Raw genomic sequence first — 12,682 nt, forward strand, 5'->3', positions numbered from 1 at the left:
AGATGGTCGGTGTGCGTAGCTCTTCTCAAAGCAACCCGCAACCTGTCTGGTGCGGTGAGGGCACCGCGCCCTCGACCCACTGAGTCTTTGCCTGCAATCCTCGCCGACCCTGCGTTCTTGAAGCGCTCCGCTCGCACCTGAGGATTGCCCGCTGCGTTTGTCAGCACTCTGAAGATGGACACGCAAAAGGCGCCTCGCGGCGCCTTTTGCGTTCAAGCGTATTGGCCGATCAGTTCCAGCTCAACACGACCTTGCCGGCCTTGCCTTCTTCCATCAGGTCGAAGCCCTTCTGGAAGTCGTCGATCGGTAGTTGATGGGTCAGCACCTTGTGCAGGGGGAAACCTGACAGCACCAATTGGGTCATCTTGTACCAGGTCTCGTACATCTTGCGGCCGTAGATGCCCTGTACGGTGAGGCCCTTGAAGATGATCTTGTCCCAGTCGCAACCGGCGCCGCGCGGCATGATGCCGAGCATGGCGATCTTGCCGCCGTGATACATGCAGTCGAGCATGTCGTTGAAGGCACGCGGGTTGCCGCTCATTTCCAGGCCCACGTCGAAGCCCTCCATGTGCAGGTCGGCCATGACGTCCTTAAGCGATGTCTTGGACACGTTGACCACGCGGGTGGCGCCCATGTCGGCGGCCAGCTTGAGACGGAAATCGTTGACGTCGGTGACCACCACGTTGCGCGCACCGATGTGCTTGCAGATGCCGGCGGCGATGATGCCGATCGGGCCGGCGCCGGTGATCAGCACGTCTTCGCCGATCACGTCGAATTCCAACGCACAATGCGCGGCGTTGCCGTACGGGTCGAAGAACGCGGCCAGCTCGGAGGGAATCTGGTCCGGGATCGGCCACAGGTTGCTGGCCGGCATCACCATGTATTCGGCAAATGCGCCATTGACGTTGACGCCGATGCCGACCGTGTTGGGGCATAGATGTGGGCGGCCACCGCGGCAGTTGCGGCAATGGCCGCAGACGATGTGGCCTTCGGCCGAGACGCGCTGGCCGACCTGGTATCCGGTCACGGCCGAACCGAGCTCGGCCACACGGCCGACGAACTCATGGCCGATGGTCAGGCCGGGTGTGATGGTGCGCTGGCTCCACTCGTCCCACAGGTAGATGTGCAGATCGGTGCCGCAGATTGCGGTCTTTTCCAGCTTGATCAGCACCTCGTTGGGGCCGGTGCTGGGGACGGGAACCTGTTCCAGCCAAATGCCCTTGTTCGCTTCGCGCTTGACCAGCGCCTTCATCGTCTGCGCCATCTGGCGGGACCTGCTGAGTGAAAGTAAGGCGGCGATTATAGGCGTCGCGAGGTTTGCGCCATGCGGCGGTGCGGTAATGGGCGGTGTTGGCTGACCCGGATCATGGCGGGGTAGGGATCGATGGAGCCCTTCTCCCATCGGGAGAAGGTGGCGCGCAGCGCCGGATGAGGGGCGCCTCAGAGATTTACCAGTCCCTGCAATGACCAACGCGTCGCTACGCGCCTTCAGAAGTGACGCGCCGACTGCTTCGCCCGTACCCTCACCCAAACCGCCGCTCCGCGCCCCGGCCCGCGCTTGCGGCGCGGGCGTTCCCAGCCACGCGCGCCAGTGGCGCGCAAGCCGCGCCTTTTCGCCCCGCAGGAGAGGGGAAAAGGCGCCGGCAACTCAGAACTTCACATCCAGACTCATGAAGTATTGCCGCGGCGCGCCGACCACCATGGTCTGGTTGTAGCCATCCGGATCGGAGGCGACGTAGCCGTTGGTGCCGGTGCTGGCGAAGTAGCGCTTGTCGGTGAGGTTGGTGATGTTGAGCGCCAGCGCCACATCGGCCACTCCGCCCACACGACCGAAGTCGTAACGCGCGCCGGCGTTGAACAGCCAGTACGAGGGCACCTGCGAATCGTTGAGGAAAGTGATGTAGCGCTTGTCGACGTACTTGCCGTCCAGATCCAGGCGCAGGTTGCCGAGTTGGTAGCTGGCGCTGGAGGAGAACATCAACGCCGGGATGCCCACCACGTCCTTGCCGGAGGTGGCGACCACGCCGTTGTTGAGGTAGTCGTCCTGATAGCGCGAGCGATTCCACGACAGCGAATTCAACCAGCTCAGGCCTTCCATCGGACGCCACATCAACGCCAGGTCGGCACCGGCGCTGTGCACCGCGCCAACATTGCTCAGGATCGCCGCGCAGGTCTGCACCGCGGTGCACGGCGAGGTGGTCAACAAGCGGTTGGAGAACTTGGTGAAGTAGGCGTCGGCCGACAGCTGGAACTGCGCATCCTGCACGCGGTAGCCCACCTGCACGGTCTGCGATTCTTCCGGCTCCAGCGTCGAGCGGCTACGGTCGAACGCGGCCTGCGAGGTGCCGAACGGGGTGAAACCGAAGGCGGCGATGTTCTTGCTGTAGGAGGCGTAGATGTCCTGGCGCTCGTCGAGTTTGTAGTTCACGCCAACCTGCGGCAGGAAGTTGTCTTCAGCGCGGATGCGTCCCTGTGCCAGCGCGGTGGTCGGCACCAGCGATTGCGCGCGCGTGGTGGTGCTGAGCGCCTTTGCGCCGTAGTTGAGGGTCAGGCGATCGTCGAGCAGGCGCACGGTGTCCTGCAGGTACAGCATGCGGGTCTGGGTGGTGTAGCGCTGCAAAAAGTCGCGACGGAACGGGGTCTGCGCTTCGTACACGTTGTACAGCGAGGTGTAGCCCTCGTTGCCCAGCGCGAAGTAATTGCGCCCTTGCGTGGTGCGTGCATTCTCGGCCCACACGCCGGCTTCCAGATCGTGATTGCCCCACGACCACTTCAGTGCGCTGGTACCGCCGAAACGGTCCAGGCCATAGTCGGTGGTGCGCATCGACACCGGGATCTGCGCCGAGGTGACGACATAAGGCGTCACCCATTGCCCCTCGCCGCGATTGGCGTGGTAGTAGCCGGTAGCATCCAGGGTTGCACCGCCGAACACGAACGTGCCCGACAAGCCTGCCAGGTTGTCGCGACGCAGACCACCGCCTGCGTAGTAGCTGGCATCCAACCAACTGTAATCGTCGGGCAGCCCCGCCAGCGATTGCGGGTAGCCGTTGGCCACGCCGCTGGTGGCACCGGTGTTTTGATACGCACGCGCCATCTGCACCGCAGTGGCCCAATCCGGCTGCAGATAATCGTAGTCCCAGCCCAGCGCGCGCTGGCTGGTCAACGACAGATCCATGTAGTCGTACTCCTTGCGCCGCGAAGTATCCACAAACAGGCTCAGACGGTTGCCTTCGCCCCATTGGTACACGGTCTTGAGGTTGGCTTGCTCGGACTGCTGGTCGCCGAAGCCCTTCCACTTGTCGGTGGTGGCATTGGCATAAGACAGATACGCCGACAAACCATTGCGATCGCCGGTGTCGCCGCGCACGAAGGTGCGACGCGTCGCATCGCTACCCACCGTCTGCACCAGCCGCAGGCCGGGCGTGGTCTGCGGGTCGGCCGAATAGAACTGCATGGTGCCGCCGAGATTGGTGTTGGACGCAGTACCGAGCGCGCCGGCGCCTTGCGCGATCTCCACCGAGCCGAGGTTTTCCGAAATGATGGCGCGCGTGATATGCAGGCCGTTGGTGACGCCGTAGCTCATGTTGCCGAGCGGAATGCCATCGAGTGTGTAGCCGAGCCGGCTCTGATCGAAGCCATGCAAGGTTACCTGCGTGGACCATTCGTAGGTGCCGAACGGGTCGGCCGATTGGAACTGCACGCCCGGCAATTTTTCCACTGCCTTGAAGGCGCTGCTGCCCGGTGTCAGTTGCTCGATGTCCTGCCGGCTGATGCGCTGCACCTGGCGCGTGCTGCCTTGCGAGACCACGTTGATCGCATCCAGCTGGGTGGCATTGGTTGCGGTATCGGCGGTGGTGACTGGCGCATCCGCGACCGGTGCGTCTGCAATGGCAGCCGGATCGGTAGCCGTTGTGGCGGCAGATGCCATGACGGGAAGCAGCGCTGCCAGGGCGAGCGCCAGCGGAGTGACATGAAAACGACGAGTGCAAGTCATGGGGGAATCCTGTTCGGGCACGGCTGAGGGCGGACGCACGGTGCAAGACCGACGTTTCGCGACGCAGGGTGTCAACGACTCATGAAACATTGATGACGGTCGCTGTCTTAAAACTGTCGCGCTCGCCCGCTATACGTGTCGTGTCCCGCCGCCACCTGCGGCCACGCACCCGTATTTCTGCAAGGTTTCGCATCCATGACGTCTTCCCCCTCGCGCCGTGATTTCCTCAAGCGCGTTGCCGCGCTGACCGCCGCCGGCGCCTTGCCGTCTTCGATCGGCCGCGCACTCGCGCTGCCGGCCAACTCGCGTACCGGCACGCTGCGCGACATCGAACACGTGGTGATCCTGATGCAGGAAAATCGCTCGTTCGATCATTACTTCGGTGCGCTGCGCGGCGTACGCGGTTTCGGCGATCCGCGCCCGCTGCAGTTGCGCGATGGGCATCCGGTATGGAGCCAGCCGGCAAAGGACGGTCGTCGTTTGTTGCCGTTCGCCTTCGATTCACAAAACACCTCCGCGCCGTTGATCAAGAGCCTGGATCACTCCTGGAAAGCCGGCCACGGGCAGGACCCGGCGCGCTGGGCCGAGTACGACGCGTGGGTGCCGTACAAGGGCGAACTGACGATGGGGTATTTCCAGCGTCACGACATTCCGTACTACCACGCGCTCGCCGATGCGTTCACCATTTGCGACGGCTATTTCTGTTCGCTGCACGGGCCGACCAACCCCAATCGCATGTATCTGTTCACCGGCACCAGCGGCCCCAGCGTGGGCAATGTCGGTGCGCAAGCGGTGACCAATGCCGACGACGGCAACTGGACCGCCGACATGGCGCGCGACAAACCCGGTTACGCGGCTATGGACTGGACCACCTATGCGCAGCGTCTGCAGGCCGCGGGTGTGGATTGGCGCGTGTATCAGGAATACGACAACTTCGGCTGCAACTCGCTGGCGTATTTTTCGCACTATCGCGATCTGCAGCCCGGCGACGAACGCTATCGGCGCGCGCGTGCGTGCGTGCCCGGTTCCACTGCGGAAAATGCCGCCACCACGCAGGCCGATCATCTGGTCGCCGCGATTGCCGCCGATGTGCAGGCCAATCGTTTGCCGCAGGTGTCGTGGGTCGTTCCGCCCACCGCCTATTGCGAACATCCGGAAGCACCGCCGGCCTACGGCGAATCGCTGGTGGCGCGCCTGATCGATGCGCTCACCGCCAATCCGCAGGTCTGGGCGAAGACTGCGCTGATCATCAATTACGACGAGAACGACGGTTTCTTCGATCATGTGCCCGCGCCATTGCCGGCGCTGGATGCGCACATGGGGCGCAGCAATGTCGACACGCGTGGCGAAGTCTACGAGGGGCTGCCGATCGGTCTTGGCATCCGTGTGCCGATGCTGGTGATCTCGCCGTGGACGCGCGGCGGCTGGGTCAATTCGCAGGTGTTCGATCACACCTCGGTACTGCGCTTGCTGGAGCGCCGTTTCGGCGTGGCCGAGCCCAACATCAGCCCGTGGCGGCGTGCGGTGAGCGGCGATCTGACCAGCGTGTTCGATTTCCGCAAGCCGGACGATTCGGCGTTGAGCGCGTTGCCGGCGATTGGCGACTATCGCGCACGCACCGCCGCGGTGAGCGGAAAACCGCTGCCGGTACCGCCGACCACCGCGCGCATGCCGCGACAGGAGCCGGGACAACGTCCGGCGCGCGCGTTGCCGTACGCCTTGCAGGTGCATGCGCGTGTGCAAAACGAAGACGGTGTGCAACTGCAGTTCGTCAACAGCGGCGCGGCTGCTGCGGCATTCAACGTCTACACCAGCGCTGCAAGTGGCGGCCCGTGGTACTACACCGTGCTGCCCGGCACGCAGCTCGACGATGTACCGCTTGGCGCTGCACACAACGGTGCCTATGCCTTGAGCGTGCATGGGCCGAATGGATTCCTGCGCGAGTTCGCGGGCGAACTTGCCGCCGCTGTGACGCAATCTGCAGCGCCGTGGCTGGAAGCCAGGCAGGACGGCGAAATGCTGGTGCTGGAACTCGGCAATGCCGGGCGCCAACCGTGCACGCTGCAACTGCGCGCGCTGGATTACGCAGACCCGACCCCGCGCGCCGTGCAGCTGGCCGCAGGCCAACGGCAAACCATCCGCTTGCCGTTGGCAGCAAGCGATCACTGGTATGACGTTGTCGTGGAGCAGCCCGGTGGGGCATTCCGCCGGCGTCTGGCCGGGCATCTGGAAACCGGCAAGCCCAGCCGCAGCGACCCGGCGTTCGGTCGCGCCTGAGCCGGCGCCCGGCCATGGCTGGAGCGACGCCTGCCCGGCCAGGCGGGGCGGCGCGCAGCGAGCACACCGGCAGGAGCGCTGGATCAGGGCGCGGACCCTGCCGTTGGTCATGGGGTCCGCTGCGGATGTGAGGGTTACACTGTAACGCTCACCTTTCCGGGGCTGTGCGATGCGTCCGAACCTGTTTGCCGTTTCTATGTTGACAACACTCGCGCTCGCGGCATCCGCACAGGCAGGCGAGGGGATGTGGGTTCCGCAGCAACTGCCCGACATCGCCGGCCCGCTGCAGCAGGCCGGCTTGCGCCTGTCGCCGCAGCAACTGGCCGACCTGACCGGCGATCCGATGGGCGCGGTGGTCGCACTGGGCGGCTGCACTGCCAGCTTCGTGTCGCCGCAGGGCCTGGTGGTGACCAATCACCATTGTGCTTATGGCGCGATCCAGCTCAATTCCACAGCGCAAAAGAATTTGATCAAGGACGGTTTCAGCGCCGCCAGACCTGCCGACGAACTGAGCGCAGGCCCCACTGCGCGCATCTACGTGCTCAATGCCATCACCGACGTGACCGCGCCTGCCAAGGCCGCGATGGCGACAGCCGGCGATGATCCGCTCAAGCGCACGCTGGCCCTGGAGGATTTCAGCAAGCAGCAGATCGCCGCCTGCGAGGCGCAGCCCGGTTACCGCTGCCAGTTCTTCAGCTTTGCTGGCGGAAATGCCTACCGGCTGTTCAAGAATCTGGAGATCAAGGACGTACGTTTGGCCTATGCGCCGCCAGGCAGCGTGGGCAAGTTCGGTGGCGATATCGACAACTGGATGTGGCCGCGCCACACCGGCGATTTTTCGTTCTACCGCGCCTACGTGGGCAAGGACGGCAAGCCGGCCGCCTATGCCAAGGACAACGTGCCGTACCAGCCCAAGCACTATCTGAAGTTCGCCGATCAGCCGCTGGGCGCAGGCGACTTCGTGATGGTGGCCGGTTACCCGGGCCGTACCAATCGTTACGCGCTGGCCGCCGAATTCGACAACACCGCCGGCTGGACCTATCCGGTGGTGGGCAGACATTACAAAGACGTGATCGCTCTGATCGAACAGGCCGGCAAGCAGAATCCCGACATCCAGGTGAAATACGCTAGCACCGTGGCCGGCCTCAATAACGCCGCCAAGAACTACGATGGGCAACTGGAAGGCTTCAAGCGCATCGGGGCGCAGGCGCAGAAGCAGGCCGACGAAGCCGCGGTACTGGCCTGGCTGAAGGGGCGTGGCGCAGGCGGGCGCCAGGCGCTCGCGGCGCACGACACCCTGGTCAAACTGCTCAAAAGCGACCAGGCCACCCAGCAGCGCGACTTCGTGCTGCGGCAGTTCGACGCCACCGGCACGGTGGGGGCGGCAGTGACGCTATACCGGCTGGCGCTGGAACGCGCCAAGCCCAATGCCGAGCGCGAATCCGGGTACCAGGACCGCGACCTGCCGGCCATCGAAGGGACGATGAAGCAGATGGAGCGCCGCTACGTGCCGGCCATGGATCGGCAGCTCCAGCAGTACTGGCTCAGCCAGTATCTGAAGCTGCCCGCCAACCAGCGCATTGCCGCACTGGACCAATGGCTGGGCGGCGGCGATGCGGCCGCCGTGCAGGCCGCGTTGGGCAAGCTCGATGCCACCACGTTGGGCAGCACCGAGGCCCGCCTGAAGTGGCTGGCCGCCGATCGTGCTGCTTTCGAGGCTAGTACCGATCCGGCGATCCAATATGCCGTGGCGGTGACTCCGGCGCTGTTGCAGATCGAGCGCGAAACCAAGCTGCACACCGGCGAGCAGCTCAAGGCGCGGCCGGTGTATTTGCAGGCCCTGGCCGATTACAAAAAGAGCAAGGGCGAGTCGGTGTATCCGGACGCCAACCTGTCGCTGCGCATCACCTTCGGCAACGTCAAGGGTTACACCCCCACGGATGGCGTGGCCTATACCCCATTCACCACTCTGGAAGGTGTGGCCGCCAAGGACACCGGCGCCGATCCGTTCGATTCGCCCAAGGCGTTGCTGGAGGCGGTCAAGGCCAAGCGCTATGCCGGGCTCGAGGACAAGCGGCTGGGCTCGGTGCCGGTCAACTTCCTGTCGGATCTGGACATCACCGGCGGCAACTCCGGTTCGCCGGTGATGGACGCCCACGGCAAGCTGGTCGGGCTGGCGTTCGATGGGAACTGGGAGTCGGTGAGCAGCAACTGGATCTTCGATCCGTCCATGACCCGGATGATCGCCGTGGATAGCCGGTATCTGCGCTGGGTCATGACCGAAGTCGCCCCGGCGCCGCAGCTGTTGAAGGAACTCGGCGTGCGCTGAGGCGGCCGGCCGGCACGAGGGCGGGAGGGGTTATGATGCGCTCCCGTTTCGCTGCGGCGAGCCGGACCCTCCCCCAAGGAATCTCTCGCGCATGCGCATCCTGCTTGCTCGTCACGGCGAGACGCCGTGGAACGCCGAAGGCCGTTACCAGGGCCAGATCGATATCCCGCTGTCGCCGGTCGGCGAAGGCCAGGCCGCTGCCCTTGGTGCGCGCCTGCAGTCGCTGGAGATCACCCGCGCGGTGGCATCGCCGCTGTCGCGTGCGCAGGCCACTGCGAAGCTGGCGCTGGGCAGTGCACGCGAGAGCTTGCTGCAGACCGATGCGGACCTGCAGGAAATCGCACATGGCGAATGGGAAGGCTTGCTGGCCAGCGAGATCAACGACAAGGATCCGGCGCGCTTGCGTGCCTGGCGCGAAGAACCCGACACCGTGCTGATGCCTGGCGGCGAATCCTTGCGTCAGGTACTGGACCGCAGCTGGCGCGGGCTGGTACGCGCCGCCGATGGCCTGGGCGCCGACGACACCTTGCTGGTGGTGGCGCACGATGCAGTCAATCGCGTGATCCTGTGCAAGATTCTGGGCCTGCCGTTGTCCAAGCTATGGACCTTCCGCCAGGCACCGACCACGCTCAACCTGCTCGAAGGGGAGGACGTGGATCACCTGGAAGTGGTGCGCCTGAACGATTGCGCGCATCACACGCCATTTTTCGGTGAAGCCAAGCATCGGGCGTTGTAAGGCTTCGATTGGAAGGAGGTAAGCAGTTCGGTGGCGCGCAACAGTGGAGCAACCTCCAAGCGTACACAGCCCATCAAGCTGGCACTGGTACTCGGACTCTTAGGCCTGCTGGTGCTGGGAGTCTTCGGCGATTTCATCCCCGCCATCTTTTTATCTGGTCGGCAATGGGTAGCGCCGATGGTGCTGACAGGAGCCATTCTGACGGCCCTGCCTTTTCTGCATGCCTACCGCTACGGGCGACTTAAGGCAGTTGTCAGCAAGGGCCTGTTCAATACGTTGCTGGCAATCGTCGTGGCGCCGCCGTTGCTGGGCTGCGTGTGCTGGCTGATGCTGGCCCGAGGTGCGCCGTGGGTGTACACGCGTATCGCCGGTGTCAGTTTTCAAGAAACGCATGTCATGCAGACTGAGTACTTTCAAAGCGGGCGTTCGTGCAAATACCGATTGAGTGGCGGGCCGCTGGAAGATCGGTTTCCCAGCCATCTGTGCATCAGTGAGGCGCTGTATCGTCGGCATCCCGATCAGCAAATGACCGTGGTGTTGACCGGTCAGCGCTCGGTGCTGGGAATGCGGATTGCAGCGATCGAAGACGTCCCGTGAGCGAGGACGTCTCGACACAGGTAATTGGATTTGGCAACGACAAGTGCATGTGCCTGAGCACGCCGTCGTCTTTTGTCCGAGCACGTCGCGGCCTGGAAATTCGCGATAATGCAGTTCTTCCTGCGCAGTCCTCGCCGTGAACGCAACCAACTCTCTCTCCGACTGGCTCGCCTACATCGAGCAACAGCATCCGCAGAACATCGCCATGGGCCTGGAGCGCGTGCGCGAAGTCGCTGCGCGTCTGCAGCTCGCAGCGCCGGCCACCCACGTCATCGTCGTCGGCGGCACCAATGGCAAAGGCTCCACCGTGGCCTTTATCGAGGCGATCGGGCGCGCGGCCGGCTGGAAGGTGGGTACCTACACTTCGCCGCATCTGCTGCGCTACAACGAGCGCGTGCGTATCGATGGAGACGAGGCCAGCGATGCACAACTGGTCGACGCCTTTGCAGCCGTCGAAGCGGCGCGCGGCCAGACCGCACTGACGTATTTCGAGTACGGCACGCTCGCAGCGCTGTGGCTGTTGCAGCGCTCCGCGCTGGACCTGGCGGTGCTGGAAATCGGCCTGGGCGGGCGTCTGGATGCGGTGAACATCATCGATTCGGATGTGGCGGTGATCACCACCGTGGATATCGACCACACCGATTGGCTGGGCGAAGACCGCGAGGCGATCGGTACCGAGAAGGCCGGCATCATCCGCGCCTGGAAACCAGTGGTGCTGGGCGAAATCGATCCGCCGTCGAGCGTGTTGCGGCGCGCCTACCAGCTGGGCGCCAATGCAATCCGCGCCGGCAGCGATTACTTCTTCGAGCCGATCGCCGCGCAGCAAACCGATGCACAACAATCCAACGCACAGCATTCCAACCCGCAGCATTGGCGCTGGCGCGATGTCGCAGTGACCCTGGAACTCCCGATGCCGGCCCTGCACGCGCCGGTGCAACTGGCCAACGCCGCCGCCGCAATCGCCGCGCTGCAGGCATTGCCGGTCGAGGTACCCCCTGCGGCCTGGGCGCAGGGCATCACCAACGCGCAAGTGGCCGGTCGCCTGCAGCGCATCGATGTCGCTGGCGTGCAGGTGGTGCTGGATGTCGGCCACAACCCGCAGGCGGCGCGCGCGCTGGCCGACGCACTCGGCGCGCAAGCGCACGCAGGCAGCACGCATGCGATCTACGCCGCATTGGCAGACAAGGACGTGCCGGGCGTGGTGGCGGCGGTAGCCACGCAGATCGACCACTGGGTGCTGGCCGGGCTGGAAGGCGCACGTGGGCAGTCGGCCGAGGCATTGCAGCAACGCCTGCAGGGCACCTCCGCGGCGCAGGCGCCGTGCCATCGTGACGTCGCAAGCGCACTGCGCGCGGTACTCGCGGCGGCCAAACCAGGCGATCGCGTGCTGGTGTTCGGCTCGTTTCATACCGTCGCCGACGCGCTGCACGCACTTCATTCAGGCCACCAAGGTCGGTAGCCCGGCTGCGGCCTTATAATCGCCGCGGCAACCCGCCACGCCGCCTCTCGTCTCTTTACGTGGATACTGCTCTGAAACAGCGATTGATTGGCGCCATCGTTCTGGTGGCGCTTGCCGTGATCTTCCTGCCGATGCTGGTCAAGGGCCCTGCGCCGTCGAGCGGCGTGGCCGATGTGCCGCTCGAGGCACCCGCAGCGCCTGCCAATGGCGAGTTCGAAACCCGCGAATTGCCGCTGGTCACCCCGGGCGATGCGCCGGCCGGCGGTGCGCTTGGCATGCGCGGTGCCCCCACGGCGCCGGCAGCGGTGCAGGACAACCCGGATGCGGCCGACCTGGCCAAGCCCTCCAGCGCGCCATCGGCCCCTGATGTGGCCGCCGGCAACTACGCGGTGAATTTCGGTGCCTACGCCACCAGTGCCGATGCCGATGCGGTGATCGCGCGGCTCAAGCAGGCGCAACTGCCGGGCTTCAGCGAAAAGACCCAGATCAACGGCCGCCCGGCGTGGCGCGTGCGCGTGGGGCCGTATGTCGATCAGGCCCAGGCCGAATCGGCCCGCCTGCAGGCAGTGAAGGTGCGCGGCGACGTCAACGCGCAGGTGGTGACGCTGGATACCAATGCCGCCGCGCCAGCGCCAGCGCCTGCAGCTGCACCAACGCCTGCACCGGCCGCAAAGCCCAGCAGCAGTGTGGCAGCCGCCAGCACCACCGCGCCGACCAAGACCGAAAGCCTGCCGCCGGAGCCCGCCAAACCGGTAGCCGCCGCGCCCAAGCCGGCCGAAGTGCCCAAGCCTGTGCCGGCCAAGCCGGAGGTCGCCAAAGCCGAGCCGGCCAAGCCCGAACCTGCCAAGCCGGTCGTGGCTGCGCCTACCGCGCCGGCAGCGCCTGCGGCCAGTTCGGTCGGTTTTGCGGTGCAGTTAGGTGCGTTTGGCCGCGCCGAAGACGCCAATGCCCTGCGCGACCGCGTACGCGCCGCCGGCTTCAGCGCCTTTGTCGAACAGGTCCGCACCGACAAGGGCGCGCTCAACCGCGTGCGTGTCGGCCCGGTGGCCAACCGTGGCGATGCCGAACAGCTGCGTGCGCAGGTGGCGGCCAAGGTCGGCATTTCCGGCATGGTGCGTCCGCATCCGTAAAACGGCTGCGCCGCCATCGGGTGTGCGTCGCCGGTATCAGACATCTGCATCGGCGCGACCCTTCGTACACTGCGCTGCTGCAGGCCGTCCGCATCAAGCCTGACAGCCACTCACGACATGTCGTCGGTGGTTTTCAGATTCCCGACCGCCTCACACCCAT

The 12,682-nt window shown here is 65.0% G+C and carries 8 protein-coding genes; 6 read left to right on the top strand and 2 right to left on the bottom strand.

Features of this window, described 5'->3' with window-relative positions; genetic code table 11:
* Positions 1-229: 229 nt before the first annotated feature.
* Both tdh and NMB96_RS11515 read right to left on the bottom strand, forming a co-directional pair.
* Positions 230-1,264 (bottom strand): L-threonine 3-dehydrogenase, encoded by a 1,035-nt coding sequence (tdh, locus tag NMB96_RS11510; protein ID WP_023902848.1) that lies wholly within the window; start codon positions 1,262-1,264, stop codon positions 230-232.
* Positions 1,265-1,648: 384 nt separating this feature from the next.
* Positions 1,649-4,084, bottom strand: a complete 2,436-nt coding sequence (locus NMB96_RS11515; RefSeq protein WP_023902849.1) for a TonB-dependent receptor — start codon at positions 4,082-4,084, stop codon at positions 1,649-1,651.
* 105 nt (positions 4,085-4,189) lie between these two features.
* Here NMB96_RS11515 and NMB96_RS11520 point away from each other — a divergent pair, with 105 nt between their 5' ends.
* From NMB96_RS11520 to NMB96_RS11545, 6 genes are all read left to right on the top strand, one after another.
* Entirely contained in the window at positions 4,190-6,271 is a 2,082-nt protein-coding gene (locus NMB96_RS11520) for a phosphocholine-specific phospholipase C (protein WP_023902850.1), read from the top strand.
* A 244-nt stretch (positions 6,272-6,515) separates the two neighbouring features.
* Positions 6,516-8,600 (top strand): S46 family peptidase, encoded by a 2,085-nt coding sequence (locus tag NMB96_RS11525; RefSeq protein WP_255086903.1) that lies wholly within the window; start codon positions 6,516-6,518, stop codon positions 8,598-8,600.
* 91 nt (positions 8,601-8,691) lie between these two features.
* Positions 8,692-9,336, top strand: a complete 645-nt coding sequence (locus NMB96_RS11530) for a histidine phosphatase family protein (RefSeq protein WP_115039917.1) — start codon at positions 8,692-8,694, stop codon at positions 9,334-9,336.
* A gap of 72 nt (positions 9,337-9,408) precedes the next feature.
* Positions 9,409-9,933: a hypothetical protein gene (locus tag NMB96_RS11535; RefSeq protein WP_425520927.1), complete on the top strand. Its 525-nt coding sequence runs from the start codon at positions 9,409-9,411 to the stop codon at positions 9,931-9,933.
* A gap of 136 nt (positions 9,934-10,069) precedes the next feature.
* Positions 10,070-11,392, top strand: coding sequence for a bifunctional tetrahydrofolate synthase/dihydrofolate synthase (folC, locus tag NMB96_RS11540; protein WP_255086905.1), 1,323 nt, complete (start codon positions 10,070-10,072; stop codon positions 11,390-11,392).
* 59 nt (positions 11,393-11,451) lie between these two features.
* The gene (locus NMB96_RS11545) at positions 11,452-12,522 is read left to right on the top strand and encodes an SPOR domain-containing protein (RefSeq protein WP_023902855.1); all 1,071 of its coding nucleotides are present in this window, start codon (positions 11,452-11,454) and stop codon (positions 12,520-12,522) included.
* The last annotated feature ends 160 nt before the right edge of the window (positions 12,523-12,682 follow it).

Source organism: Xanthomonas hortorum (assembly GCF_024339125.1).
GTDB classification, from domain to species: domain Bacteria; phylum Pseudomonadota; class Gammaproteobacteria; order Xanthomonadales; family Xanthomonadaceae; genus Xanthomonas; species Xanthomonas hortorum.

What these genes read in the sequence shown, in the direction of transcription:
- tdh (WP_023902848.1), bottom strand. Translation starts at nt 1,264, where the DNA reads ATGGCGCAGACGATGAAGGCGCTGGTCAAGCGCGAAGCGAACAAGGGC.
- NMB96_RS11515 (WP_023902849.1), bottom strand. Translation starts at nt 4,084, where the DNA reads ATGTTTCATGAGTCGTTGACACCCTGCGTCGCGAAACGTCGGTCTTGC.
- NMB96_RS11520 (WP_023902850.1), top strand. Translation starts at nt 4,190, where the DNA reads ATGACGTCTTCCCCCTCGCGCCGTGATTTCCTCAAGCGCGTTGCCGCG.
- NMB96_RS11525 (WP_255086903.1), top strand. Translation starts at nt 6,516, where the DNA reads ATGTGGGTTCCGCAGCAACTGCCCGACATCGCCGGCCCGCTGCAGCAG.
- NMB96_RS11530 (WP_115039917.1), top strand. Translation starts at nt 8,692, where the DNA reads ATGCGCATCCTGCTTGCTCGTCACGGCGAGACGCCGTGGAACGCCGAA.